Source organism: Burkholderia sp. 10_S31 (assembly GCF_056930375.1).
The window spans coordinates 629,672-653,757 of the sequence record NZ_JBXOWK010000003.1 but is presented as its reverse complement, the minus strand read 5'-3'; the positions used below and the strand labels follow the sequence as shown (position 1 = coordinate 653,757).

Sequence of the window (24,086 nt, the reverse complement as noted above, 5' to 3'; positions counted from 1 at the left end):
TTCGAACAAGTCCAATTGTCAGCCGTTGCCCGGGCTCGGTAACTTCCTTCACCCCGTGTGATGTCGCCATCTCGGTCCGACGCGAGAAATGATGCGTTTCTCAAAGAACCCGGATTGGCATCGACCGCATCACGTTCATCCAGTTTGCGGAGAGAAATACCATCATGAGCAATACCTATGACTTTGGTACACATCGAGATCTCACGCCGATGGAGCTGTTTTTCTTTGTCTTCATCGATGAGACATGTAAGAAGCTGGGTGTCGACGATGCAGCAGTGGTTGCCATTGCGGCAGATCAAAACTGGATTCCAACACGAGCAAAGCCTTTTGGCGCCACGCCGGGCACGTCAGTTGCGTCGATATTGAGTCGCAAGTATCTGGACTACGATTTGAAGAAGAAGATCCTCCCGACGCTGACCAACGCCAGCGTCAAGCGCTTGAGGTTCATGCTGGTAAGAAACATCGGGGTGTTCGTTGAGCGCGCGGTTCCTGTCGTCGGCTGGGTCGTTGCTGCCAACGATGTCACGATGATCAGCATTCATTCCGTGGCGCGCTATAACTCGCTTGCCAAGCCTGAGGACAAGGTGTTCTGATGAACCAGCTTACATGGGACGAGTTCGAGGCTTTTGTGAGAAAGGAGGCGGGGGTGAGCCCCAAAGAAATTCTCACGAAAGGTCATGCCGTTGAAGGTGATTTGGATATCACCGGCGACGATGCGGTTGAGTTTATGGAGAGCTTCTTCGAAAAATTTCCGGTGCAAGCTGGAGATTTCGAGTTCAATCGCTACTTCTCCGGAGAGGGCTTTAGCTTGATTGAAGTGGCACTGATGGCTTTCTCCAGAAAACGCCGGGAAAAATATGACAAAGTGCCACTGACTCTCGGCATGCTGTATCAGGCTATTTTGGATGGAGAGTGGAACAATCAGCGCTTGGAGAGTCTGCCACGCTGATTGCACTTCACCAGATAGATCGGTTTATTTTTCAGTCGACTTGATGGATCGACGGCAATTGAAATGTCACGGGACATGCAATCCATTTTTCAATGGATGCAAGTGATGCGGACGTGAAATCAGTGCATGACTCGCATTGCCGTCTGGCGGAGTGACATCGGTGTGGTATTCACTTGGGCTATCGCTTGGGCGAATACCGACGACATACGCCCGCCCTATCGGGCGCTTGCTCCGCCAGTTCCGCCGCGCCGCTCAAGCCCCGGCCGATACCGGCCGCCCATGCCAGCGCAGCACCAGATAGCGCCCGACGAAGCACAGCACGCCCGACACGCCGATCGTCACGCCCATCGCGAACGGCGTGCCGTCCGCGAGTGCACCGATCGCGACGCTCGCGATCGCGCCGAGCGCGAGCTGCATCGCGCCGAACACGGCAGCCGACGCGCCCGCGTTGTGCGGATAGCGATGCATCAGGTCGGTCGTGCAGTTCGCGGACAGGATCCCGACCACGCCGACCACGAAGAACAGGCACACGACGATCGACCACAGTCCGCCCCACCCCGTCAGCGCGACGAGCGCGACCGCGAGCGATGCGATGCAGCTCACGAGCGACGCGGCCGCGATGATGCGCAGCGAGCCGATGCGGCCGACGAGCCGCGTATTGGTGAAGTTGCCAATCATGATCCCGACCACGTTCAGCCCGAACAGCAGCCCGTAGTGCTGCGGCGACACGTGGAAATACTCGATGTACACGAACGGCGTCGCGGTGATGTACGAGAACATCGACGCGAACGCCATCCCGCCGCACAGCATGTGCCCCCATGCGACCGGATCGGACAGGATGCGCCCGTACGACGCGAACGATGCGAGCACGGCCGCGCTCTTGCGGCGCTCCTTCGGCCAGGTTTCGGGCACGCGCAGGTACGCGGTCGCCGCACACACCGCGCCGAACACGGCCAGCACGACGAACACGCCGCGCCAGCCCGAGAAACGCAGGATCTGCCCGCCGATCAGTGGCGCAAGCAGCGGCCCGACCGCGGTGACGATCGCGACCATCGACAGCACCTTCGCCGCGTCGGTCGGTTCATGCGCATCGCGCGCGATCGCACGCGACAGCACCGACGCCGCGCCGGCGCCGAGCGCCTGCAGAAAGCGCACGAGGATCAGCATGTCGATCGAGGTCGACACGAAGCAGCCGATGCTCGCCAGCGTGAACAGCGCGATGCCGCCGAGCAGCACCGGGCGGCGGCCCCACGTATCGGACAGCGGACCGTACAGCAGCATGCCGACCGAGAAGCCGGCCATGAAGCTCGTCAGCGTGCGCTGCGCGGCGCCGGGGCTCACCGAGAAGCCGTCGGCGATCGACGGCAGGCTCGGCAGGTACATGTCGGTGGCAATCGGCCCGCAGGCGGCAAGCGCGCCGAGCAACAGGATCAGCCGGGCATCGGGCCGGCGCCGGACGACGTGGGACATGGGTATCCGGAATGGAGGCCCGCGCGCATCGGGGCGCGCGTGGCGGTGAAGACGGGAGGCTGCGCCGCGCACGGCGCTCAGGCCCATGATTGTACGCGCAACTTTTTCGCGTGCTGCCGGCCGCGTGCCGCGCACGGCCGGAAAGTGCCCGTGCGGCCAGTGTCGCGCGGGTGGATTCGATTAAGCTTGCGGCTCCCGCTTCTTTTGTCTGACCCATTCGACGTACGACCGAACCGATGACCGCCTTCCTGCTGATCTGGAGCCCCAAGAAATGGCCGTGGCCCGAGCTGCCCGACGTGGCCGCGCGCGTGAAGGCCGGCGAGGCCGTGCATGACGTGTGGGGCTGCGGCTTCGCGCGCGGCATCCTGCCGGGCGACCGCGTGTTCCTGCACCGCGTCGCGAAGGAGCCGAAGGGCGTGTTCGGTTCCGGCTACGTGACGCGCGCGCCGTACGAGGTGCCCGATCCGTCGACGAAGCGCGGCTACCGGCTGTGCATCGACTTCGTCTATGACTGGCTGGTCGACGCACACCAGGACGTCGTGATCCCGCGCGACGCGCTGCGCGTGCATCCGTACTCGGTGCAGACCTGGGATGCGCAAAGTTCCGGCACGGTGATCAAGCCGATGGTCGAAGGCCCGCTGGAGAAGCGTTGGGCCGAGCTGACCGGCAAGCGCAAGCCGCCGCCCGTGCCGGATCGATAACGGGGCCGAATCACCCCACTTCCTTTCCGGCCCGTGCAATCCCCATGCAATCCTTCACGCGCGGAAAGGACGCAGTCCGCCCGGCAGGCCCGCCGAGCGCGTCTCCGGTACAATCAGACGATCGTTCCGCCCAGGCGCCGCGGCCCGTGCACAGGCCCCCGCGCCCTTCTCTCGCAGGTTTCGCTCATGTCCAACAATCAGATCCTCTTCGAACGCGCCCAGAAGACCATTCCCGGCGGCGTCAACTCGCCGGTGCGCGCCTTCCGTTCGGTCGGCGGCACGCCGCGCTTCGTGTCGCGCGCACAGGGCCCGTACTTCTGGGATGCCGACGGCAAGCAGTACATCGATTACATCGGCTCGTGGGGCCCGATGATCGTCGGCCACGTCCATCCGGAAGTGCTGTCGGCCGTGCAGAACGTACTCGCCGACGGCTTCTCGTTCGGCGCGCCGACCGAGGCGGAAATCGAGATCGCCGAGGAAATCTGCAAGCTCGTGCCGTCGATCGAACAGGTGCGGATGGTGTCGAGCGGCACCGAGGCCACGATGAGCGCGCTGCGTCTCGCGCGCGGCTTCACGGGCCGCAGCCGCATCGTCAAGTTCGAGGGCTGCTACCACGGCCACGCGGACAGCCTGCTGGTCAAGGCCGGCTCGGGCCTGCTGACGTTCGGCAATCCGACGTCGGCCGGCGTGCCCGCCGACATCGCGAAGCACACGACCGTCCTCGAATACAACAACGTCGCCGCGCTGGAAGAAGCATTCGGCGCGTTCGGCGACGAGATCGCCGCGGTGATCGTCGAGCCCGTCGCGGGCAACATGAACCTCGTGCGCGGCACGCCCGAATTCCTGAACGCGCTGCGCGCGCTGTGCACGAAGCACGGCGCCGTGCTGATCTTCGACGAGGTGATGTGCGGTTTCCGCGTCGCGCTCGGCGGCGCGCAGCAACACTATGGGATCACGGCGGACCTCACCTGCCTCGGCAAGGTGATCGGCGGCGGGATGCCGGCTGCCGCGTTCGGCGGCCGCCGCGACATCATGGCCCACCTCGCGCCGCTCGGCGGCGTGTACCAGGCCGGCACGCTGTCGGGCAACCCGATCGCGGTCGCCGCGGGCCTGAAGACGCTGCAGCTGATCCAGGCGCCGGGCTTCTACGACGCGCTCACCGCACAGACGAAGCGCCTCGCCGACGGCCTCGCGGCCGAAGCGCGCGCAGCCGGCGTGCCGTTCGCGGCCGACTCGATCGGTGCGATGTTCGGCCTGTACTTCGCCGAGCGCGTGCCGACCAGCTTCGCGGAAGTCACGAAGAGCGACATCGAGCGCTTCAACCGCTTCTTCCACCTGATGCTCGACGAAGGCGTGTACTTCGCGCCGTCCGCGTATGAGGCCGGCTTCGTGTCGAGCACGCACGACGACGCGGTGATCGACGCGACGCTCGCGGCCGCCCGCCGCGCATTCGCGGCCCTCGCCGCCTGACCCGGGTCCCCGCGCATGTTCTCGGATACCGATTTCGCCCACATGCAGCGTGCGCTGACGCTCGCGGCGCGCGGGATGTACACGACCGCGCCGAACCCGCGCGTCGGTTGCGTGATCGTCAAGGACGGCGACGTGATCGGCGAAGGCTTCACGCAACCGGCCGGCCAGGATCACGCGGAAGTGCAGGCGCTGAAGGACGCGCGCTCGCGCGGCCACGACGTCGCCGGCTCCACCGTGTACGTGACGCTCGAGCCGTGCAGCCACTTCGGCCGCACGCCGCCGTGCGCGAACGCGCTGATCGACGCGCGCGTCGCGAAGGTCGTCGCGGCGATGGAAGACCCGAACCCGCAGGTGTCGGGGCGCGGCCTCGGGATGCTCCGCGACGCGGGCATCGACGTGCGCTGCGGGCTGCTCGCGAACGAGGCGGGTGAACTGAACATCGGCTTCGTGTCGCGGATGACGCGCGGCCGCCCGTGGGTGCGGATGAAGACGGCCGCGTCGCTCGATGCACGCACCGCGCTGCCGTCCGGCGAAAGCCAGTGGATCACCGGCGAGGCCGCGCGCCTCGACGGCCATGCATGGCGTGCGCGCGCGTGCGCGATCCTCACCGGCATCGGCACCGTGCGCGAGGACAACCCGCTGTTGACCGTGCGCGGCATCGACACGCCGCGCCAGCCGCAACGCGTGCTGGTCGACAGCCGCCTCGACCTGCCGCTCGATGCGCGCCTGCTCGAAGGCGCGCCGCTGCTGATCTTCTGCGGCCGGCTCGATGCCGCCGGCGAAGTGCGTGCGAACGTGCTGAAGTCGCGCGGCGCGGAAATCGTGCCGCTCGCGAATGCGCACGGCAAGGTCGACCTGCCCGCGATGCTGGCGGCGCTCGGCGCACGCGGCGTCAACGAGCTGCACGTCGAGGCCGGCCACAAGCTGAACGGTTCGCTGCTGCGCGAGCAATGCGTCGACGAGCTGCTCGTCTATCTTGCGCCGAGCCTGCTCGGCAGCGACGCGGCCGGCATGTTCGACCTCGCCGCGCCGGCGAGCCTCGACGCCCGCACGCGGCTCGCATTCCACAGCGTCGATCGGATCGGCGACGATCTGCGGATCCTGGCGCGTGTCGCGCCGCCCCCCGCCTCCCACTGAACGGAGCCGTCACGATGTTTACCGGAATTGTCGCGGCCGTCGGCCGCATCGAATCGATCAACCCGCTCGGCGCGTCGCCCGACGCGGGCGTGCGGCTGACCGTGCAGGCCGGCGGGCTCGACCTGGCCGATGTCGCGCTCGGCGACAGCATCGCGATCCAGGGCGCGTGCATGACGGTCATCGAAAAGACCGAAACCGGATTCGACGTCGACGTGTCGCGCGAAAGCCTGAACCGCACGGTCGGCCTCGCGCAACCCGGCGAAGTGAACCTCGAGAAGGCGCTGCGCGCACACGACCGCCTCGGCGGGCACATCGTGTCGGGCCACGTCGACGGCCTCGGCACCGTGACCCGGTTCGCGCCGGTCGGCGAATCGCACGAGTTGCGGATCGTCGCGCCGCGCGAGCTCGGCCGCTATCTGGCATACAAGGGCTCGATCACGGTCAATGGCGTGAGCCTGACCGTCAACACGGTCGACGATCGCGCGGACGGCTGCGAATTCTCGATCAACCTGATCCCGCATACGGTCGAGGTCACGACGCTGCGTCACGTGAAGGCCGGCGACAAGGTCAACCTCGAAGTCGACATGATCGCGCGGTACACCGAAAGGATTCTGTCGTCGGCACCGCCCACAGCGCGCAGCTAACCGCTGCGGCTGCCCTCGCTGCCCAACAGCTTTGCGCCGCGTTGCAAGTCGTCCATCGGACGACTTCGGAGCCTCCGGCGTCGTTGGACCCGGCGCAACGGATTTCAGACCATCACGCCGAGCCCGAGCTTGCGGACGAGGCTCCGAAATTTTTCCTCGTGTTCAAGCCTGACCACCAGTTGTCGCTCGCCGGCGCGTAGACAAAGACCCCTTGCTTCCTTCGCCTCCGCCACCATCGAAGCGATCTTCTCGTTCTCGCAATCAATCAGTAGCGCGGTTCCCAGAACCTTCAGCGCTTTCCCCTGCTGCTCGGCCGCCTTTAAGAACGACTCCACTGTTTCAGGCAACGGCTGATCTTCTCGTGCCTCCAGGAACAGCCGAAGCTCTCCAATATCGAGCCCTTTCTCAATGGCGCCAACGGCCCTTTGAAGATCCAAGCGCCACCGATTTTCCGTCAGTTCCTCTGCCCACGTAGCCAGCGCCAGCGTTTCGTCGATTGAGAGCCGTCCGTCGACGACATTCACTTGCAAGCTCGGCAACACGGCAAGCTTGACGCTCGGCACAACCGGAGGAGGCACATACTCGTCGTTCAATCCGAGGCAATATGCCCCGAGCGAGCTAATGCGGAAATACATCAGGCCATCATAACGGCTCAGGTATTCCAGGTCGTCGGTCCCCCACATCCCGCGATAGTCGTCACGTACGCCGGCGGGCTCGATATAGGCGACATCGACCACCCCGAGGGCCGCTGCATACTCGAACAGCACGCAAAGAAGATATCGAAACTGCAGAATTGACCAATCGTGGTAACCGTCGTGGCCCAGATTACCGTATTGCGGTTCGCAGATATAAAGACTCCAAGGATCATTCGCCACTTCGAATGTCCGCCCGGTCGCCTCCATGAACCGGGAAAGGTCGTCGACGCCGACCCAGGCTCCGATCGGGCAGTCCCTCAGCGCGTCGATAATCGCGGTGCGACGCGGCGCTACCGCGGTCATCGCTCGTCCTTTGGATTTTTGCCCCTTGATGACATCGATACGGCTAAATTCATCGAACAGATTGGTCTTCAGCCATTTGCTCCAGATCGCTCTCAACACAATGGCTGGCGCGGACGCCAATGCTGTGCGACCGGCAACGCTCAGAGCCAGTTTGCTGCCGTTTCGCTGCACGAGCCCCGCGGCCTGAAGCAGCAGCGGCCAAGAAAACGCCTTGAACGGACCGGTACCCGGCTCCGGGTTACCGCCTGCCGGCCCATAGAAATCCCCATTGGCAAGGTACTCCGTCAGCAACCGCAATGTAACGCTTCCGGGCAGCAACGTTTTCTCGCTCGTCTGAATCTTCCCCTGGTCCGCCAGTCGCAGCAAAACCGGCAGATCGACCAATGCATCGAGTTCGGTACGCCTCACGGTCAGCTGTTTTTCGCCGACCTTTTCGGGCAGCGCGGCGACCGGGCTCAGCCTAACGGGTGCAGGCTCATGGACGAAACCGCGCAGCCGTTCACGGAGTTCGAATGGCAGGCTGTAGCGACCGGCCTCGTAGTACAGGAAAAGACCCAGCGCCGTCGGCTGCCCGCGGGAGGAATAGCGCCGGCCGCCCTCGTCGACTGTGAAATCCGGCAATCTCCCGTATTTCGCTCGAAACCGCTTCCCATCGAAGACTCCTCGCTCGGCGTACGCAGCTTCGGCAACAGCCATACGTTGCGTGTCGTCCAGGCGATCCCAAAGCGCGTGCAGCGCATCGCCATCGAGGCTCTTCAGGATCTGTTCGATCAGTTGGTCCTTCTTTCCGGTCGGCGCCGTATCAGGCAACCAGCGCATAAGCGATTTCAACTGGTCCATGGTGAGGCGCGAGAGCACTTCGTTCAACATATCGATGGCGGATTGGGTTTGGCAGGAGATGACCGGCATTATCGCCGGCCATCAGCTAGTCGGTGGTCGCCTACCGGGCTGCCCTCCGGTCAGATCGAACAGGAATACGCGCGCGACAGCGCGCAATCAAGCGATCGCGCCGCTATCGCCCGTCAGCTCTTTCAAAGCCCTGTCCGGGAAGACCGCCCCCTTGTAAAGCGGGCTACATGGCGTGCGCGCCAGTTTTAGCGACAGCTCGATGAGTTCGTTCGGTTTGTCGTGGGCGCGGTAGGCTTCGGCGAGATGTGCGAACTCCGTCATGATGCCGACAACGCTGCGATTTTGCGTCTTCGCGTATTTGACGACCTGCATTTCTCTCACTTCCGAGTCGATAAACGAACGCGGCACTCCGTGGGCGTCCAATATATCTATCAGAGCCCCCGGGAACCTGACCGCCAGGTTGGCGGCCGGAGCCAATGGCATCAGCACCGGCAATAGCGTCTGCTCATTCACGAGCATCGCAACCTGCGGCCGCCATGGCAAAACAGTTGCGTACCAGTTGCCAAGCTTCGCGGTGCTGCTTCCGGCCTCGACCACTTCGGGTTTCAGACGTTTGAGCAGCTTGTGAGTGCAGTAAAGATAGAGCATAGAAAGGGGAGCAACCTTGTACCAAGAGAAGATGTACGCCGGGCTGACATGGCGTACCTCCAACCGACTCCGGCGCGAGGAGCGGTAGGCCCAAGCGTGCTTCGGCCGGGCTCGCCAAAGCCTACCGTTGAAATTATACGCAGGTAGCGTATAATTTTGCCATGCAAGCGACCTTCATTGAACTACCGCCGTTTTCCCGTGAACGCGAGAACTATCTGGCGGATGACGAGTACGCCGTCCTGCAGAAAGCGCTGCTGGCTAATCCCGAGGCTGGCGACTTGATCAAGGGAGCCGGCGGTCTGCGGAAGTTGAGGTTCGCCGACAAACGGCGCCAGAAAGGCAAACGCGGTGGCCTACGAGTGATCTATTACTACTGGGTCAGCGGTTATCAATTCTGGTTGTTCACACTGTACGACAAGGATGAAATGGCGGACCTATCCAGTGATGAGCGCAAAGCTTTCGCGAAGCTGCTGGAAAGAGAGGTCACGATACGGAGCAAGCAATGAAGAAGCGAAATCTGTTTGCTGAATTGACTGAGGGTCTCGACGCCCTTGTTGCCGAGCGCGAAGGAAAAATCACGCTGCGCAAGATCAAGGCCGATGTACCCGATGCGCTTGAAGTCTCGCCGGCCGAAATCAAGGCCGTGCGCGAAGCCTCTCACGCGTCGCAAGCTGTCATGGCTCGAAGCCTGCGCATCAACGTGCGCACGTATCAGAATTGGGAACAAGGCAAAGCCAAGCCCAACGCACAGGCCGCCACGCTGATCCGACTGGTCGCCAAGCACCCGGAAACGCTTCAGATGCTGGAAACGCTCTGAACAATTGCGGGCACCGTCCAGCATCGCCTATCGTCGTCTCGCTACAAGCACCGTGACGCGACGGTATTTCTGACGGTATACGAGCCGCTTTTCTCGACCCCGCCTATGTGGGGCTTGGTATTCGCGCCAGACTCAACATAATCGCGCGGTATGTGGAGCGGATGCTGTCGGCATCGCAGGGCGTGCATCAGGACTGACCGGGCGGCGGCGCCCCTGGATATGGAATGTCTGGAACGGCGGCCGGCGGTTCGGCCCGACACCTGGCCGGATGGCCAACGACGCGCACGGGTCATCCCGTCGCGCTAAGATGCACGGCAGCGGTTTCGGCGCGGCGACGCACGGTGCGCCGCGTACCGGCTGCCCCTTTTCCTCCAGGAGTCGTCCCATGTCCATCTCGATGTACCAGGCTTCGCTGCCCGTCCTGATCCGCGGCCTCACCAACCTGCAGCACATCCTCGGCAAGGCCCAGGCGCATGCGGCCGAGAAGCAGATCGACCCGTCGGTGTTCATCGGCGCGCGCCTCTATCCGGACATGCTGCCGCTCGTCCGCCAGGTGTACATCGCGACCGACACGGCCAAGGGCTGCGCCGCGCGGCTCGCCGGCGTCGACATCCCGAGCTACCCCGACGTCGAGCAAACGTTCGACGAACTACATGCGCGCATCCAGAAGACGATCGACTATCTGAAGGGCTTCGACGCCGCGCAGATCGACGGCACCGAGGCACGCCAGATCGTGCTCAAGATGCGCGTCGGCCCGATCGAGTTCACCGGGCAATCGTATCTGCTGAACTTCGTGCTGCCCAACTTCTTCTTCCACGTGACGACCGCGTACGACATCCTGCGCCACAGCGGCGTCGAACTCGGCAAGCTCGACTACCTCGGCGGGCGCAACGAGCACGCGTGACGCAGGGCCGGGCCCCGGCCGGCCTGCGGTCGCCCCCCTTCGGGCAGGCCGCGGCGGCCCGGGCAGGCCCGCCCCGCCGGCCGGCCGCGCCGCGTTGCGGCGCGCTCGCCGGCCACGCGCTCCCCGTGCCAGCCGAAACGTAGCCCGGCTGGCGTAAAATACGCACTTTCCTCTTTCTCGCCCCCTTATGACGCTCGCCTCCACGCTCGACATCATCGCGGAATTGAAAGCCGGCCGGATGGTGATCCTGGTCGACGAAGAAGACCGCGAAAACGAAGGCGACCTCGTGATCGCCGCCGAATTCGTTACGCCGGAAGCGATCAACTTCATGGCCAAGTACGGCCGCGGCCTGATTTGTCTGACGTTGACGCAGGAACGCTGCAAGCAGCTGCACCTGCCGCTGATGACCTACCGCAACGGCACCCAGTACGGCACCGCGTTTACGGTCAGCATCGAAGCGGCCGAAGGCGTGACGACCGGCATCTCGGCCGCCGACCGCGCGCACACGATCGCCACGGCGGTCGCGCACGACGTCCGCCCCGAGCACATCGTGCAGCCTGGCCACGTGTTCCCGATCATGGCGCAGCCGGGCGGCGTGCTCGTGCGCGCCGGTCACACCGAGGCCGGCTGCGACTTCACCGCGCTCGCCGGGCTCACGCCGGCCGCGGTGATCTGCGAGGTCATCAAGGACGACGGCACGATGGCGCGCCTGCCCGACCTGCTCGAGTTCGCGAAGGAACACGACCTGAAGATCGGCACGATCGCCGACCTGATCCAGTACCGCAGCCGTACCGAATCGATCATCGAGCGGATCGCCGAGCGCACGATGCAGACCGCGCACGGCACGTTCCGCGCGGTGCTGTACCGCGACCAGCCGAGCGGCTCGCCGCACATCGCGCTGGTGCGCGGCACGCCGTCGCCCGACGTCGATACGCCCGTGCGCGTGCACGAGCCGCTGTCCGTCCTCGACCTGCTCGAGACGAGCATCTCGACGCACTCGTGGACGCTCGACGCGGCGATGCGCGACATCGCGGAACGCGACCTCGGCGTGATCGTGCTGCTCAACTGCGGCGACACAAAGGAACATCTGATCGACGTCTTCAAGGCGTTCGACGAGGAAGAAAAGGCCGCTGCACTGAAGCGCCGGCCGGTCGATTTCAAGACGTTCGGCATCGGCGCGCAGATCCTGCGCGATGTCGGCGTCGGCAAGATGCAGGTGCTGTCGAATCCGCGCAAGCTGGGCAGCATGTCCGGCTACGGCCTCGAAGTCACGGGCTTCATTCCGATGCCCGGCGGCGAAGCCAAGTCCTGCCCGGCGCCCAACGCGTAACCCGCCACGGCGCTTTCGCCCTATAACCGTTCATCCACACCACGGACCAGATCATGGAAATCGGACAATACCAACCGAATCTCGAAGGCGACGGCCTGCGTATCGGCATCGTGCAATCCCGCTTCAACGAACCCGTCTGCAACGGCCTCGCCGATGCGTGCGTCGAAGAACTCGAGCGCCTCGGCGTCTCCGGTGAAGACGTGCTGCTCGTGTCGGTGCCCGGCGCGCTGGAAATCCCGCTCGCGCTGCAGAAGCTCGCGGAAAGCGGCCAGTTCGACGCACTGATCGCGCTCGGCGCGGTAATCCGCGGCGAGACGTACCACTTCGAACTCGTGTCGAACGAAAGCGGCGCGGGCATCACCCGCATCGGCCTCGACTTCAACCTGCCGATCGCGAACGCGGTCCTGACGACTGAAAACGACGAGCAGGCTGTCGCGCGCATGACCGAAAAGGGTCGTGACGCCGCACGCGTCGCGGTCGAGATGGCGAACCTGACGATGGCGCTCGACCAACTCGGCGACGACGAGGACGAAGAAGAAGACGAAGACGACGAAGAGGAGCGCGCATGAAGAAGAGCGCCCGCCGACAATCGCGCGAGCTGGCGACGCAGGGCCTGTATCAGTGGCTGCTGTCGAACGCGTCCTCCGGCGAGATCGACGCGCAACTGCGCGGCGCGCTCGGTTACGACAAGGCCGACAAGGAGCTGCTCGACGCGATCCTGCACGGCGTGATTCGCGAGCATGCGACGCTCGTCGAAGCGCTCACGCCGTCGCTGGACCGTCCGGTCGACCAGTTGTCGCCAGTCGAACGCGCCGTGCTGCTGATCGCGACGTTCGAGCTCACGCATCATGTCGAAACGCCGTACCGCGTGATCATCAACGAAGCAGTCGAACTCGCGAAGACATTCGGCGGCTCCGACGGCTACAAGTACGTCAACGGCGTGCTCGACAAGCTCGCCGCGAAGCTGCGCCCCGCCGAAACGCAGGCGCGCCGCAACGGCTGATTCCGTTTGTTCACGGGCGCGCAAGCGCCCGTTTTTGGTTCTCCCTCCCCTTCCCCGCCCCGCCCGACCGATGAATACCACCGCCGATTCGCTCGTCACGCTCGCCGCACGCGTCGACGCGATCCAGCCCTTCCACGTGATGGAACTGATGAAGGAGGCACAGCGGCTCGAGTCCTCCGGGCGCGATGTTATCCACATGGGCATCGGCGAACCGGATTTCACCGCGCCGGAGCCCGTCGTCGAGGCGGCCGCGGCCGCGTTGCGTCGCGGCGTCACGCAGTACACCAGCGCGCTCGGCATCGCGCCGCTGCGCGAAGCGATCGCCGCGCACTATGCGCGCGCCTACGGCCTCACGATCAGCCCCGAGCGGATCGTCGTGACGGCCGGCGCGTCGGCCGCGCTGCTGCTCGCATGCCTCGCGCTCGTCGGCCGCGACGACGAGGTGCTGATGCCCGATCCGTCGTATCCGTGCAACCGGCACTTCGTCGCGGCGGCCGAAGGCCGCCCGGTGCTCGTGCCGAGCGGCCCGGAAGCCCGCTTCCAGCTCACCGCGGACGACGTCCGCACGCGCTGGGGCAGCCGCACTCGCGGCGTGCTGCTCGCGTCGCCGTCGAACCCGACCGGCACGTCGCTCGAGCCGGACGAGCTGAAGCGGATCGTCGAAGCCGTGCGCGCACGCGGCGGCTTCACGATCGTCGACGAGATCTACCAGGGGCTCAGCTACGACGCGGCGCCCGTGTCGGCGCTGTCGTTCGGCGACGATGTCGTCACCGTGAACAGCTTCTCGAAGTACTTCAGCATGACCGGCTGGCGGCTCGGCTGGCTGGTCGTGCCGCCCGCGCTCGTCGGCACCTTCGAAAAGCTGTCGCAGAACCTGTTCATCTGCCCGTCCGCGCTCGCGCAGCACGCGGCGCTCGCGTGCTTCGAACCGGCGGCGCTCGACATCTACGAAGCGCGCCGCCTCGAATTCAAGCGTCGCCGCGACTTCATCGCGCCCGCGCTCGAACGGCTCGGCTTCACGGTACCTGTAATGCCGGACGGTGCGTTCTACGTGTATGCGCATTGCGGCGGGGTCGCCCATCCGGCGGCCGGCGATAGCGCGGCGCTCACACAGGCGATGCTGCACGACGCAGGCGTCGTGCTGGTGCCAGGCATGGACTTCGGCGTCCATGCGCCGCGCGACTATATCCGGCTGTCTTATGCGACCGCCTACTCGCGCCTCGAAGAGGCCGTCGAGCGGCTCGCGACGCTGTTCGGTCAGCACTGACGCCCCGCCGGCCTTCACGGCCGGCGGGCAAGGCCCTTTCCGTCCGCGCAAAAAGAAAAAGCACCCGAATCGGGTGCTTTTTGCTTGGGTCGGGCTGGAACCGCGTGGCGTTACGTGACTTACGCGCCGAGTTCCGAGTGGTCGCCGTGCGACTTCGCGGTGTCGACACTCGCGTCGTCCTGCGGAGCACTCTTCGGCGCGGCAGTGGCCTTCGCGGTGATCGGCTGCGCGGCATCGAGCGTCGCGTGCACGCGCTTCGCGCTGCCCGCCGCTGCCGCGGTGACGATCGGCTTCGACGGCTGGGCCGGCGCCTGCGGCGCATTGACCGGCACGCTGCGGCCATGCGCGACGTCACGCAGGCGGCCGCGCTCGGCCATGACCTTCGAGCCGTATACGGTGTCGTCCGGATTGGTCGAGCCGTTGTACAGGCGCAGGCCGGTCGCCAGCGAGCCGCCGCGGGCGATGCAGTCCTTCAGCACCAGTGCGCCGACCTGCAGGTTCGCGAGCGGCTGCAGCGCGGTGTCGGTACCGCCGAAATATTCGAACTTGTCGGAATGAACCTTCGACATGACCTGCATCAGGCCTTGCGCGCCGACGCCGCTTTCCGCGTACGGGTTGAAGCCCGATTCGATCGCCATCACGGACAGCAGCAGCAGCGGATCGAGGCCGACGTCGTGGCCGGTCTGGAACGCGGCCTTCACGAGCTGGCCGAGCGGCTCCTGGGCAACCCGGTAACGGCGCGACAGGTAAGTGGCGACGAGCGCCTGCTGGCGGTTCGACGCGAGCGTACGATCGTCGCGCGCATCGGCAGGGACCCGCTGGGACGGAATCAGTTTCGCGAGCGCGACGGGCGACGGGCCGTTACGGGCCGGATCGGACACATCGTTCTGCGCAGCCGTTTCCGGTGCGACGTCGAGACCGACGGCGAGCGCATCCGTTTCGGAAGCGTCTTCCTGCTGCGGCTGCACGCCGGCAGGCGCGAAGTTCGGCAGCGGATGACCGGTCAGCAGACGGGCCGGACCGGCCTGCACGGCCGCGGATACGACCGGCATCAGCTTCGCGGCAAGGTTCCCGCGCACGGTCGGCAGCAGCCAGAGGGCAAGTGCGACCGCAACAGCAAGACAGCCGACAACGCTGAATAGATGGTGACTGACACGCGTCCCGCGACGCAGCATGTTGCGCACGATTTGTGCATGCTGCTCACTGGGACGCCACGATAACCAAGCGTTCATTCAGATCATCTCCCATGAACATGACTCGTGCGGCTCGCTCAGCTCGATGGCGAGACAGAAAACGCGCCGCGGAATCACGACGCCGCACGCCTTGGTTGGGACGCGCAAGCATCGGGGGAAACGGTATAAGTACCGTTCGAGGCCACGGTGTAAGAGGGCCGGCACCTTCGCACACTGGGCGAGGCGGGCATACGCGGTGGCACCCACGCAAAAAACCAGCGTCTGGTGGCGCTGGCTGGGACTACAACTAAAGGCCGTCGAAGACGCCGTGCAGGATTCGGCGGACGGTGACGCGCTGCGTCAAAGATCGGTGATTGGCGGCTCGAAGCCTTTTACCCTGCAACCAATGTCAGCGGATTCTAGCAGGGTTTTATAGATCGTCAACACTATAAAACCTTGAAATTATAACAAAAAGTAATTTTGAGCCACCCTTCAGATCGTGAGCCCCCTGCCGTAGGGGCTCCGCGCGCGGTCGACTTTTTTCTGCGCCGGGCGTGCGCGCGGCGGGCCGGGTAAAATCGTCGGTCGATTCGGGGCCGCAGCCGGCCGCTGCGCCCGCCCATCGCTGCCCGCTCTGCGGGCGGCCCGGACCTTCTTCATGAAATACAAAGACTTACGCGATTTCATCCAGCGCCTCGAGGCGCTCGGCGAACTGCGGCGCGTCACGCAACCCGTGTCGCCCGTGCTCGAAATGACCGAGCTGTGCGACCGCGTGCTGCGCGCCGGCGGCCCGGCGCTGCTGTTCAGCGCACCGCCAGGCAATGCGTTCCCGGTACTCGGCAACCTGTTCGGCACGCCGCGCCGCGTCGCGCTCGGGATGGGTGTCGATGCGGGCGACGACGCCGCGCTCGGCTCCCTGCGCGACCTCGGCCGGCTGCTGTCCGCGCTGAAGGAGCCGGATCCACCGAAGAGCCTGAAGGACGCCGGCAAGCTGCTGTCGCTTGCCAAGGCCGTGTGGGACATGGCGCCGAAATCGGTGTCGTCGCCGCCATGCCAGGAGATCGTCTGGGAAGGCACCGACGTCGACCTGAACAAGCTGCCGATCCAGACCTGCTGGCCCGGCGACGCGGGGCCGCTCGTCACGTGGGGCCTCACGGTCACGCGCGGGCCGAACAAGCCGCGCCAGAATCTCGGCATCTACCGTCAGCAACTGATCGGACGCAACAAGCTGATCATGCGCTGGCTCGCGCACCGCGGCGGCGCGCTGGACTTCCGTGAATTCGCGCTGAAGAACCCCGGCAAGCCGTATCCGGTCGCAGTCGTGCTCGGCGCGGATCCGGCCACGACGCTCGGCGCGGTGACGCCCGTGCCCGATTCGCTGTCCGAATACCAGTTCGCCGGCCTGCTGCGCGGCAGCCGCACCGAGCTCGCGAAGTGCCTGACGCCCGGCGTCGACACGCTGCAGGTCCCCGCCCGTGCGGAGATCGTGCTCGAAGGCTTCATTTACCCGCAGGAAGGCGCGCCCGCCCCTGCCCCGGCCGGCGCACCGCCTCGCCCGGCCGGCAATGCGGCCGCCGTGTACGAGCACGCGCTCGAAGGCCCATACGGCGACCACACCGGCTACTACAACGAGCAGGAGTGGTTTCCGGTGTTCACCGTCGAGCGCATCACGATGCGCCGCGACGCGATCTATCACTCGACCTATACCGGCAAGCCGCCCGACGAGCCGGCCGTGCTCGGCGTCGCGCTCAACGAGGTGTTCGTGCCGCTGCTGCAGAAGCAGTTCACCGAGATCACCGACTTCTACCTGCCGCCGGAAGGCTGCAGCTACCGGATGGCCATCGTCCAGATGAAGAAGAGCTACGCGGGCCATGCGAAGCGCGTGATGTTCGGCGTGTGGAGCTTCCTGCGGCAGTTCATGTATACGAAGTTCATCGTGGTCGTCGACGAGGACGTGAACATTCGCGACTGGAACGAGGTGATCTGGGCGATCACGACGCGCGTCGACCCCGTGCGCGACACCGTGATGGTCGACAGCACGCCGATCGACTATCTCGACTTCGCGTCGCCCGTCGCGGGCCTCGGCTCGAAGATGGGGCTCGACGCGACCAACAAGTGGCCCGGCGAGACGAACCGCGAATGGGGCCGCCCGATCGAAATGGACGCGGCCGTGAAGGCGCGTGTCGACCGGCTCTGGCAGGAGATCGGACTGTAAGTCCGCGCCTTGAACGGATCCGACAAGAACGACGATGAGCTTTCCCCCCGCCTCGATGCTGTCCGACGGATTCTTCCTGTCGCTGTCGCTGTGTCTCGACATCGGCCTCGTCAACGTCGCGATGCTGTCGCTGACGCTGTCGCATGGCTTCCGGCCGGGCTTCTGGCTCGGCGTCGGCTCGTGCGTCGGCGATCTGGTCTACGCGGCGCTCGCGCTCGCGGGGATGGCCGTGCTGCTGCAGTTCGAGGCCGTGCGCTGGATCGTCTGGATCGGCGGCGGTGCGGTACTGCTGTTCCTCACGTGGAAGATGGCGCGTGAAGCGCTCGCGCCGGCCGGCGGCACCGATGCCGGTGATACGGACGACACGCCGCAGCCGCGAGCCGGCGCGCGGCGCAGCTTCATGCGCGGGATGCTGCTCGCGATGTCGTCGCCGAGCGCGATCCTGTGGTTCGCGGCGGTCGGCGGCGCGCTGATCGCGAAAGCCGGCGCGACGACGCCGGCGACGGCGTCGGTGTTCCTGTCCGGCTTCTTCCTGGGCGGCCTCGCGTGGACGCTCTTCATGTGCACGCTCGCGAGCCAGGGCCGCAAGCACGCGGGCGCGGGGCTGATGCGCGCGTGCCATGTCGCATCGGCGCTGCTGTTCGCGTATTTCTCGTACAGCGTGATCGTCGGCGGTTATCGCGACCTGATTGCCCACGCGGTGTGACCGCCGCGCACCGAGCCGCAGCCCGAATGAAAAACGGCGCAACGCCCCGCGAGGGACGTTGCGCCGTTTTGCCGTGCGCAGTCAGGCCGCCACGCGGAATGCGTCAGCGACGCCAGCCGTGGTGACCCCAGCCGCCGTAGTAACCGTGACGCCAGTGCGGACGGCCGTAGTAGCCGCCGACGACTACGGCCGGCGGTGCATAGTAGGCCGGCGCCGGCGCGTAGTACACGGGCGGCGGCGGTGCGTAATACACGGGCGGCGGCGGCGCATACACGGGATACGCAGGTGCGACCGGGATACCGACGCCGACCCCGATCGACACGTGGGCCTGCGCGGCGCTCGCGGCACCCAGGCCCAGCGCAGCGGCGGCGATGAACGGAATGAGCTTTTTCACTTCGATTCTCCTGCTGGAGCGGTAATTTGTGCGCCCCTGTCGGCAACGGCGGGCATGCACGTCGCATGGAAGCAATGTAGCGAAAACCCGCCCGGCGCGTATCGCGCATTTGTTGCAAATTGCAATTCCACGCGGCTGCAGCCACCGCGCGGCATGGCTTTGCCTATCGTCGACATCCCTTGCCGGTCGCGTGATTCCGTCCGACCAGTAAAATCGCGACATATTGGCCGGTCAGTCTTACCGGATCCGGCAAGCGCGGCAGGCACGCTTCCGTAATGAACGATTACAAATTTGAGACAAGACGCCGACAATCCGGGAGGGACACGGCCCGCGCGTGATTCGGGGCCGGATTAGGCGATCGTCATCGGGCGGCGAGACTGCCCCGCGAATTGACCGGGTCCCCGCATCGAACGCCGCCGCCCAGGTCGTCCCCGCCCGGCACCGCTCATACGACCGCCCTGTCATTCCTGCGATACTGGCGGCTGCTCCGCTTTCGCTCCGTGACCCGCCATGCCCTTCCCCGATACTCCCCGCCTCGGCTTCATCGGTGCCGGGCGCCTTGCGCGCTGCGTCGCCCAGCGTTTCGCCGCGGCCGGCTTTCCGGTCGTCGCGATCGCGAGCCGCACGGCGGAGTCGGCCGCGGCGCTCGCCGCGCGCATCGACGGCTGCCGGGCGGTCGACACGCCGCAGCGGGTCGTCGACGCCGCCGACCTGATCTTCCTGACCGTGCCCGACGACCATCTGGCGTCGACCGCCGCAGCGCTGCGGTTCGACCCGGCGCGCGCGGCAGGCCAGGCGCTCGTCCACTGCAGCGGCGCGTCGGCGATCGAACTGCTCGATCCGGCAAGACGGCAAGGCGCGGCCACCGGCGGCTTCCATCCGCTCTACCTGTTCGGCGGCACGGACGCCGATCTCACTCGCATCGACGGCTGCTCGGTCACGCTCGAAGCCGACGGCGCGCTGCACGCGACGCTGCTGCGGCTTGCTGCCGCACTCGGCTGCCATCCGCTGTCGATTCCGGCCGGTGGCCGGATGCTCTATCACGCGGCCGCGCATTACGCGGCGAGCTTCGCGCTGTGCGGACTATCGGAAGCGGTCGAGCTATGGCGCGGCCTCGGCTTCGACGAGGAAGCCGCGCTGCGCGCGCTGCTGCCGATGCTGGCCGGCACGATCGAGACCGCACGCGACAAGGGCCTCGCGAACGCACTGTCGGGCCCGGTGTCGCGCGGCGACACCGGCATCGTCGAGCGCCAGCTCGCGCTGCTCGAGGCGCGCGGCGGCGATCACGCGACGCTGTATGCGCTGATGACCCGCCGCGCGGTCGCGCTCGCGGCGAAGCGCGCAGCGCCGCCAGCCGCGCTGCCGGCGCTCGCGCAGGCCGTCGAGGCGTCGCTCGCGCGCACGACCGGGCACCCCTCCCCGCCGCGAGACGAGGCGTGATAAGGTGTCGGCCGATGCGCCGCCATCCGGCGTTGGCGGCCGCACGCTACTCGACTGTATAAAAAGGATGCCAACGATGTTCGGCGAGATCGCCCGTTTTCTGCTCAATACCGTCTTCACGCTGTTCGGCGCCGCACTGATCCTGCGCGTCTGGATGCAGGCCGTCCGCGTGCCGCCGTACAATCCCGTCACGCAGGCCGTGCTGCAGGCGACCAACTGGCTCGTGCTGCCGCTGCGCCGCGTGATCCCGGGTGTGCGCGGCATCGATTGGGCGAGCGTCGTCGCAGCCCTCCTCACCGCGCTCGTCTACGTGGTGCTGATGGTCGTGATGGCCGGCTTCGATCCGGCCTCGGTGATCGCGACGCTCGTCGTGGTCGCGCTGCTCACCGTCGTGAAGTGGGCACTGAATCTCGTGATCTGGATGACGATCCTGATGGCGCTGCTGTCGTGGCTCAATCCGCGCTCGCCGGCGATGCCGATCCTCTATCAGCTCACCGCGCCATTCCTGAACCCGCTGCGCCGCGTGATCCCGAACCTCGGCGGTATCGACCTGTCGCCGATCCTGCTGTTCGTGATCGTGCAGGTGCTGCTGATGATCGTCACGCGCGCCGCCGTGTCGCTGACGATGTTCGGCATCTGACTCGTTGCGCTACGCCGTCGGCCCTCGCGCTGGCGGCGCCCCGAGCGTGTCGATCACGCCGAAGCGCGCCGGAATCATCGCGTAGCACACGCGCACTTTCTCGCGCGACAGCCGCTCGAGCAGCTGCTGCGCCTCGTCCTCGGTGACGATGAACTCGACCTCGACCGCAAGCGAACCCTGCAGTTCGAAAAAGCGGTCCTCGTGCAGCACCCGATGCCGGCCGAAGCCGGCCATCGCACGGAACGCGGAACCGCCCGCGACGCCCATCCGGTTTCCTTCCTCCAGCAACCACTCCCATAGCGGCTTCCAGTGCAGCCGGTGCTGCTCGTGCACGTAGAAACGCAAGAAGACCCTGTCCATCGCACCCTCCCGGTGCCGGCGCGCTCAGGCCGCCGCGAACCACACGCGCGCGGTCCACATACCGAGCGCCGTCAGCGTGAACGATCCAGTCAAGTGTAGGGCAGCCACCGCGAACGCCCATCCGAATTCGCCCTGCACCGCGTGCGTCATCACTTCGACCGAGTAGGTCGAGAACGTCGTGAGGCCGCCGAGGAAGCCCGTGATCACGAATAGCCGCCACTCGGGCGGCAGCCCGACGCGGGTGGTGAATGCGACGGCGGCCACGCCGATCACGTAGCCGCCGATCACGTAGCCGCCGATCAGGTTCGCGGCGAGCGTGCCGAGCGGCACGGCGGGAAAGAATTCGTTGAGCGCAAGACTCAGGAACCAGCGCAGCAACGCACCGAGCCCGGCGCCGACGAAGATCGCAACGATCGAATAGAACAAGGGAGCTCCTCGCTGACGAGGCCGCATGGCGGATGCGGCCTACGCCGAACTGTATGCGGAATCGCGCCATGGCGGCAATGCCGGCGGCCCGCACGGCAGGCGCGGGGGCGGTCCGGACCGGAACCGCACATTTCATGACTCCCGCGCGGCTGCCGCAATCGATATTTTCTGACGAATTACGCAGGACATTACAAATCAATCAAATGCAGATCGATTATTTATCAGATTTTTAAAAAAGAAAGAGGCTGGCCAACCCCGCCACACGCCAATCCTCAAAACCCATGCTCTACATGGAGATCCGCGTACTTTCCCTTATCAGATATTCCCGCATCCAGCCGATATTCAATGCAATCGGCTTCACCGATTTCGTAAAATCGTTTCGCCCCTTCATTCCATCGACATGGAAACTCGTCAAATGAAAAATATCCGCCTGTCATCCATGTTGATTCCGACGCTGTGCGCGTCGCTGCTCGCCTCGACGGTTGCGCTCGCCGAGGGCAATGCCCCGTCGTACGTCGAAGGCAACCGCGCGCCGAAAGGGTTCGCCCGCCCACCATTCCATACGAAGCCGCGCGCAAGCACGGCCACGGTAGCCGGCCTCACGCCCGCGCTCGCACGGCATGCATACGGGTTCGACACGATCGCCAACCAGGGCGACGGTATGGTGGTCGCGATCGTCGACGCCTACGACGACCCGAAGATCGAGGCCGATCTCGGCGTGTTCAGCAACGCGTTTTCGCTGCCCGCCTGCACCACGGCGAACGGCTGCTTCACCAAGGTCTATGCGCGAGGCTCGCGGCCCCGGACCGATTCGGGCTGGTCGCTCGAGATGTCGCTCGACGTCGAGTGGGTGCACGCGATCGCGCCGAAGGCGAAGATCGTGCTCGTCGAAGCCGCGTCGGCCAGCTTCAACGACCTGATGGCCGCAGTCGACGTTGCGGTCAAGCGCGGCGCGTCGGTGGTGTCGATGAGCTTCGGCGGCAGCGAGTTCAGCAGTGAAGCCGGCTTCGACAGCCATTTCAACGTATCGGGCGTCACGTTCGTCGCATCGTCCGGCGACAGCGGTGCAGGCACCGAGTACCCGGCGGCGTCACCGTCCGTGTTGGCGGTGGGTGGCACGACGCTGTCCACCGACACGTCCGGCACCTACGTCGGCGAGGCTGCATGGAGCGGCAGCGGCGGCGGCGTGAGCACCGTCGAAGCCGAGCCGGCCGGACAGACCGGCTGGCCGATCCCGGTGGCCGGCAAGCGCGGCGTGCCCGACGTCAGCTACGACGCGAACCCGTCCAGCGGTTTCGCGGTGTATGACTCGGTCACCTATCAGGGGCAGGCCGGCTGGTTCCAGGTCGGCGGCACGAGCGCGGGCGCGCCGCAATGGTCGGCGCTCGTCGCGATCGCGAATTCGCTGCGCACGGCTGCCGGCAAGCACCCGCTGAGCGGCACCTACGACGCGCTCTATACGGTCGGCAAGAGCGCCTACGGCAGCGACTATCACGACGTAACCACCGGGTCCAACGGCCGTTGCGGCAGCATCTGCAACGCAGCGGGCGGCTACGACTATGTGACGGGGCTCGGCTCGCCGATCGCGCCGGCGCTCGTCCAGGCGCTCGTCGCGCAGCCGTAACCGCGCGGGCGCGGCCGGCGGATTCGTACCGTGATGCTCAACCGCCGTGCCACGCGCGGTCGAGCGCGACGAGCGTCGCGAGCGCGCCGCCCTTCAGCCCGATCACGTCCGCACGGCGCGCATGGGCTTCGCGTGCGTTGATGCGGATCACGTCGGCGCCGAGCCGTTCGCTCAGCAGCCGCACGGTCGGAATCGCGGTGCCCGCGCCGATCTCCACGACGATCACCCGCCCTGCCTGCGCGATCCAGTCCTGCAGCGCTCGCTCCTGCGCATCGTAGCGTTCGCCGAGCCAGCCGTTGTCGCCGAACATCAGGATGTTCGGCCGCGCCAGGCCGCCGCACCGCGGGCAGCGCGGCAGTTCGCCGACCAGCCGGCACGCGGCGGCGTCGACGTCGGGCGTGAACGGCGCGGCGTCCCACGTGTCGTCCGAGCAGGGGCGCAGGCACTGCATCGAATGAATCGAGCCATGGATCTCGGCGACACGCGCCGGATCGAAACCGGCCGTCTGGAACTGGCCGTCGACATTGCTCGTCAGCACGAAGCCGCCATTCGGCATCGCGTCCATCCAGCGCCGCAGGATCGCGAAGCCCGCGTGCGGCAACGTCTGCCGGTAGAGCTCGAGACGGTGTCCGTAGAAGCCCCACGCGAGCTGCGGATGCGCGCGGAACGCCTGCGGCGACGCGATCTCGTGGAATTCGAAACGCTCGTGGCGCAGCGCCGGATACGCGCGCCAGAAGCCGTCCGTGCCGCGGAAATCGGGCAGCCCCGAATCGACGCCGATGCCGGCGCCGGCCGTCACCAGGAGCGCATCGGCGCGCGCGAGCGCCTCGACGGCGGAGGCGACCAGTTGGGCCGGCAGTGGCGCGCCGGCGACGCCGGAATCGATGGAGTCGGAGGAAGCGGACGAATCGGAAAGCGGCAT

The 24,086-nt window shown here is 66.0% G+C and carries 27 protein-coding genes; 19 read left to right on the top strand and 8 right to left on the bottom strand.

All coding sequences use genetic code 11. The features are described 5' to 3' along the window. The first annotated feature begins 164 nt into the window (after positions 1–164). Complete coding sequence (locus AC1Z3W_RS23050; RefSeq protein WP_175825421.1) at positions 165–593, top strand: STM2901 family protein; 429 nt, start codon at positions 165–167, stop codon at positions 591–593. Further along, complete coding sequence (locus AC1Z3W_RS23045) at positions 593–949, top strand: DUF1493 family protein (RefSeq protein ID WP_175825420.1); 357 nt, start codon at positions 593–595, stop codon at positions 947–949. The genes AC1Z3W_RS23050 and AC1Z3W_RS23045 overlap by 1 nt, the downstream gene beginning before the upstream one ends. 252 nt (positions 950–1,201) lie before the next feature. Here AC1Z3W_RS23045 and AC1Z3W_RS23040 read toward each other — a convergent pair whose 3' ends face one another. Next, positions 1,202–2,419, bottom strand: a complete 1,218-nt coding sequence (locus AC1Z3W_RS23040; RefSeq protein WP_483508511.1) for a Bcr/CflA family multidrug efflux MFS transporter — start codon at positions 2,417–2,419, stop codon at positions 1,202–1,204. 236 nt (positions 2,420–2,655) lie between these two features. Here AC1Z3W_RS23040 and AC1Z3W_RS23035 point away from each other — a divergent pair, with 236 nt between their 5' ends. The 4 genes from AC1Z3W_RS23035 (at position 2,656) to AC1Z3W_RS23020 (ending at position 6,371) form a co-directional block, all read left to right on the top strand. Next, the gene (locus AC1Z3W_RS23035) at positions 2,656–3,120 is read left to right on the top strand and encodes a hypothetical protein (protein WP_057928490.1); all 465 of its coding nucleotides are present in this window, start codon (positions 2,656–2,658) and stop codon (positions 3,118–3,120) included. A gap of 186 nt (positions 3,121–3,306) precedes the next feature. Beyond that, on the top strand, positions 3,307–4,590 hold the full coding sequence (hemL, locus tag AC1Z3W_RS23030) for a glutamate-1-semialdehyde 2,1-aminomutase (RefSeq protein ID WP_124834138.1): 1,284 nt from the start codon (positions 3,307–3,309) through the stop codon (positions 4,588–4,590). Positions 4,591–4,605: 15 nt separating this feature from the next. Further along, complete coding sequence (ribD, locus tag AC1Z3W_RS23025; protein ID WP_124834139.1) at positions 4,606–5,727, top strand: bifunctional diaminohydroxyphosphoribosylaminopyrimidine deaminase/5-amino-6-(5-phosphoribosylamino)uracil reductase RibD; 1,122 nt, start codon at positions 4,606–4,608, stop codon at positions 5,725–5,727. Between the two features lie 14 nt (positions 5,728–5,741). Further along, positions 5,742–6,371, top strand: coding sequence for a riboflavin synthase (locus AC1Z3W_RS23020; protein WP_124834140.1), 630 nt, complete (start codon positions 5,742–5,744; stop codon positions 6,369–6,371). A 104-nt stretch (positions 6,372–6,475) separates the two neighbouring features. On the opposite strand, the gene AC1Z3W_RS23015 is transcribed toward AC1Z3W_RS23020, so the two are convergent. Together AC1Z3W_RS23015 and AC1Z3W_RS23010 are read right to left on the bottom strand one after the other, a co-directional pair. Continuing rightward, positions 6,476–8,278, bottom strand: a complete 1,803-nt coding sequence (locus AC1Z3W_RS23015; RefSeq protein ID WP_244104861.1) for a hypothetical protein — start codon at positions 8,276–8,278, stop codon at positions 6,476–6,478. Between the two features lie 87 nt (positions 8,279–8,365). Then, positions 8,366–8,929, bottom strand: coding sequence for a DUF6933 domain-containing protein (locus AC1Z3W_RS23010; protein WP_244104860.1), 564 nt, complete (start codon positions 8,927–8,929; stop codon positions 8,366–8,368). Positions 8,930–9,027: 98 nt separating this feature from the next. On the opposite strand from AC1Z3W_RS23010, the gene AC1Z3W_RS23005 reads away from it, so the two are divergent. From AC1Z3W_RS23005 to AC1Z3W_RS22975, 7 genes are all read left to right on the top strand, one after another. Next, on the top strand, positions 9,028–9,372 hold the full coding sequence (locus AC1Z3W_RS23005) for a type II toxin-antitoxin system RelE/ParE family toxin (protein WP_175825418.1): 345 nt from the start codon (positions 9,028–9,030) through the stop codon (positions 9,370–9,372). Next, positions 9,369–9,683, top strand: a complete 315-nt coding sequence (locus AC1Z3W_RS23000; RefSeq protein ID WP_175825417.1) for a helix-turn-helix domain-containing protein — start codon at positions 9,369–9,371, stop codon at positions 9,681–9,683. Before AC1Z3W_RS23005 ends, AC1Z3W_RS23000 begins: the two co-directional genes overlap by 4 nt. A 385-nt stretch (positions 9,684–10,068) precedes the next feature. After that, on the top strand, positions 10,069–10,587 hold the full coding sequence (locus tag AC1Z3W_RS22995) for a DUF1993 domain-containing protein (RefSeq protein WP_057928486.1): 519 nt from the start codon (positions 10,069–10,071) through the stop codon (positions 10,585–10,587). A 187-nt stretch (positions 10,588–10,774) separates the two neighbouring features. Beyond that, the gene (gene ribBA / locus AC1Z3W_RS22990) at positions 10,775–11,917 is read left to right on the top strand and encodes a bifunctional 3,4-dihydroxy-2-butanone-4-phosphate synthase/GTP cyclohydrolase II (protein ID WP_057928485.1); all 1,143 of its coding nucleotides are present in this window, start codon (positions 10,775–10,777) and stop codon (positions 11,915–11,917) included. 53 nt (positions 11,918–11,970) lie between these two features. Continuing rightward, positions 11,971–12,486 (top strand): 6,7-dimethyl-8-ribityllumazine synthase, encoded by a 516-nt coding sequence (gene ribH / locus AC1Z3W_RS22985; protein WP_040143614.1) that lies wholly within the window; start codon positions 11,971–11,973, stop codon positions 12,484–12,486. Further along, entirely contained in the window at positions 12,483–12,920 is a 438-nt protein-coding gene (gene nusB, locus AC1Z3W_RS22980; RefSeq protein ID WP_014897817.1) for a transcription antitermination factor NusB, read from the top strand. Before ribH ends, nusB begins: the two co-directional genes overlap by 4 nt. 70 nt (positions 12,921–12,990) lie before the next feature. Next, positions 12,991–14,187 carry a pyridoxal phosphate-dependent aminotransferase gene (locus AC1Z3W_RS22975; RefSeq protein ID WP_175825416.1) on the top strand — a complete coding sequence of 399 codons (1,197 nt, stop codon included), beginning with the start codon at positions 12,991–12,993 and terminating at the stop codon, positions 14,185–14,187. Between the two features lie 119 nt (positions 14,188–14,306). Here AC1Z3W_RS22975 and AC1Z3W_RS22970 read toward each other — a convergent pair whose 3' ends face one another. Further along, positions 14,307–15,419 (bottom strand): transglycosylase SLT domain-containing protein, encoded by a 1,113-nt coding sequence (locus AC1Z3W_RS22970; RefSeq protein ID WP_483508509.1) that lies wholly within the window; start codon positions 15,417–15,419, stop codon positions 14,307–14,309. Positions 15,420–16,017: 598 nt separating this feature from the next. On the opposite strand from AC1Z3W_RS22970, the gene AC1Z3W_RS22965 reads away from it, so the two are divergent. Then, positions 16,018–17,574 (top strand): UbiD family decarboxylase, encoded by a 1,557-nt coding sequence (locus AC1Z3W_RS22965; RefSeq protein WP_057928482.1) that lies wholly within the window; start codon positions 16,018–16,020, stop codon positions 17,572–17,574. 34 nt (positions 17,575–17,608) lie between these two features. Further along, entirely contained in the window at positions 17,609–18,280 is a 672-nt protein-coding gene (locus AC1Z3W_RS22960) for a LysE family translocator (RefSeq protein WP_057928481.1), read from the top strand. A 103-nt stretch (positions 18,281–18,383) separates the two neighbouring features. Here the strand turns inward: AC1Z3W_RS22960 and AC1Z3W_RS22955 are convergent, their stop codons facing one another. Then, positions 18,384–18,674: a hypothetical protein gene (locus AC1Z3W_RS22955; protein WP_124834142.1), complete on the bottom strand. Its 291-nt coding sequence runs from the start codon at positions 18,672–18,674 to the stop codon at positions 18,384–18,386. A gap of 510 nt (positions 18,675–19,184) precedes the next feature. Here AC1Z3W_RS22955 and AC1Z3W_RS22950 point away from each other — a divergent pair. Beyond that, on the top strand, positions 19,185–20,114 hold the full coding sequence (locus AC1Z3W_RS22950) for a Rossmann-like and DUF2520 domain-containing protein (protein WP_124834143.1): 930 nt from the start codon (positions 19,185–19,187) through the stop codon (positions 20,112–20,114). 76 nt (positions 20,115–20,190) lie between these two features. Continuing rightward, positions 20,191–20,754: a YggT family protein gene (locus tag AC1Z3W_RS22945; protein WP_057928544.1), complete on the top strand. Its 564-nt coding sequence runs from the start codon at positions 20,191–20,193 to the stop codon at positions 20,752–20,754. A 9-nt stretch (positions 20,755–20,763) separates the two neighbouring features. Here the strand turns inward: AC1Z3W_RS22945 and AC1Z3W_RS22940 are convergent, their stop codons facing one another. Continuing rightward, positions 20,764–21,114, bottom strand: a complete 351-nt coding sequence (locus tag AC1Z3W_RS22940) for a DUF190 domain-containing protein (protein ID WP_124834144.1) — start codon at positions 21,112–21,114, stop codon at positions 20,764–20,766. A gap of 24 nt (positions 21,115–21,138) precedes the next feature. Next, a complete protein-coding gene (gene crcB / locus AC1Z3W_RS22935; RefSeq protein WP_483508508.1) occupies positions 21,139–21,540 on the bottom strand; it encodes a fluoride efflux transporter CrcB in 402 nt (133 codons plus the stop codon). A gap of 68 nt (positions 21,541–21,608) precedes the next feature. On the opposite strand from crcB, the gene AC1Z3W_RS22930 reads away from it, so the two are divergent. Continuing rightward, entirely contained in the window at positions 21,609–21,773 is a 165-nt protein-coding gene (locus tag AC1Z3W_RS22930) for a hypothetical protein (RefSeq protein ID WP_160327477.1), read from the top strand. Positions 21,774–21,979: 206 nt separating this feature from the next. After that, complete coding sequence (locus AC1Z3W_RS22925) at positions 21,980–23,164, top strand: S53 family peptidase (protein WP_409364310.1); 1,185 nt, start codon at positions 21,980–21,982, stop codon at positions 23,162–23,164. A gap of 37 nt (positions 23,165–23,201) precedes the next feature. Here AC1Z3W_RS22925 and AC1Z3W_RS22920 read toward each other — a convergent pair whose 3' ends face one another. Beyond that, positions 23,202–24,086, bottom strand: coding sequence for an SIR2 family NAD-dependent protein deacylase (locus AC1Z3W_RS22920; RefSeq protein WP_124834145.1), 885 nt, complete (start codon positions 24,084–24,086; stop codon positions 23,202–23,204).

Bases quoted from the DNA above. Each gene is read 5' to 3' on its own strand.
- AC1Z3W_RS23045 (WP_175825420.1), top strand. From the start codon at position 593: ATGAACCAGCTTACATGGGACGAGTTCGAGGCTTTTGTGAGAAAGGAG.
- AC1Z3W_RS23020 (WP_124834140.1), top strand. From the start codon at position 5,742: ATGTTTACCGGAATTGTCGCGGCCGTCGGCCGCATCGAATCGATCAAC.
- AC1Z3W_RS23005 (WP_175825418.1), top strand. From the start codon at position 9,028: ATGCAAGCGACCTTCATTGAACTACCGCCGTTTTCCCGTGAACGCGAG.
- AC1Z3W_RS22940 (WP_124834144.1), bottom strand. From the start codon at position 21,114: ATGGACAGGGTCTTCTTGCGTTTCTACGTGCACGAGCAGCACCGGCTG.
- AC1Z3W_RS22970 (WP_483508509.1), bottom strand. From the start codon at position 15,419: ATGAACGCTTGGTTATCGTGGCGTCCCAGTGAGCAGCATGCACAAATC.
- AC1Z3W_RS22930 (WP_160327477.1), top strand. From the start codon at position 21,609: ATGGCGGCAATGCCGGCGGCCCGCACGGCAGGCGCGGGGGCGGTCCGG.
- AC1Z3W_RS22965 (WP_057928482.1), top strand. From the start codon at position 16,018: ATGAAATACAAAGACTTACGCGATTTCATCCAGCGCCTCGAGGCGCTC.
- AC1Z3W_RS23035 (WP_057928490.1), top strand. From the start codon at position 2,656: ATGACCGCCTTCCTGCTGATCTGGAGCCCCAAGAAATGGCCGTGGCCC.
- AC1Z3W_RS23015 (WP_244104861.1), bottom strand. From the start codon at position 8,278: ATGCCGGTCATCTCCTGCCAAACCCAATCCGCCATCGATATGTTGAAC.
- AC1Z3W_RS22975 (WP_175825416.1), top strand. From the start codon at position 12,991: ATGAATACCACCGCCGATTCGCTCGTCACGCTCGCCGCACGCGTCGAC.
- AC1Z3W_RS22920 (WP_124834145.1), bottom strand. From the start codon at position 24,086: ATGCCGCTTTCCGATTCGTCCGCTTCCTCCGACTCCATCGATTCCGGC.
- hemL (WP_124834138.1), top strand. From the start codon at position 3,307: ATGTCCAACAATCAGATCCTCTTCGAACGCGCCCAGAAGACCATTCCC.
- ribH (WP_040143614.1), top strand. From the start codon at position 11,971: ATGGAAATCGGACAATACCAACCGAATCTCGAAGGCGACGGCCTGCGT.
- AC1Z3W_RS22960 (WP_057928481.1), top strand. From the start codon at position 17,609: ATGAGCTTTCCCCCCGCCTCGATGCTGTCCGACGGATTCTTCCTGTCG.
- AC1Z3W_RS23000 (WP_175825417.1), top strand. From the start codon at position 9,369: ATGAAGAAGCGAAATCTGTTTGCTGAATTGACTGAGGGTCTCGACGCC.
- ribD (WP_124834139.1), top strand. From the start codon at position 4,606: ATGTTCTCGGATACCGATTTCGCCCACATGCAGCGTGCGCTGACGCTC.
- AC1Z3W_RS22925 (WP_409364310.1), top strand. From the start codon at position 21,980: ATGTTGATTCCGACGCTGTGCGCGTCGCTGCTCGCCTCGACGGTTGCG.
- AC1Z3W_RS22950 (WP_124834143.1), top strand. From the start codon at position 19,185: ATGCCCTTCCCCGATACTCCCCGCCTCGGCTTCATCGGTGCCGGGCGC.
- AC1Z3W_RS22995 (WP_057928486.1), top strand. From the start codon at position 10,069: ATGTCCATCTCGATGTACCAGGCTTCGCTGCCCGTCCTGATCCGCGGC.
- AC1Z3W_RS23050 (WP_175825421.1), top strand. From the start codon at position 165: ATGAGCAATACCTATGACTTTGGTACACATCGAGATCTCACGCCGATG.
- ribBA (WP_057928485.1), top strand. From the start codon at position 10,775: ATGACGCTCGCCTCCACGCTCGACATCATCGCGGAATTGAAAGCCGGC.
- nusB (WP_014897817.1), top strand. From the start codon at position 12,483: ATGAAGAAGAGCGCCCGCCGACAATCGCGCGAGCTGGCGACGCAGGGC.
- AC1Z3W_RS23040 (WP_483508511.1), bottom strand. From the start codon at position 2,419: ATGTCCCACGTCGTCCGGCGCCGGCCCGATGCCCGGCTGATCCTGTTG.
- AC1Z3W_RS22945 (WP_057928544.1), top strand. From the start codon at position 20,191: ATGTTCGGCGAGATCGCCCGTTTTCTGCTCAATACCGTCTTCACGCTG.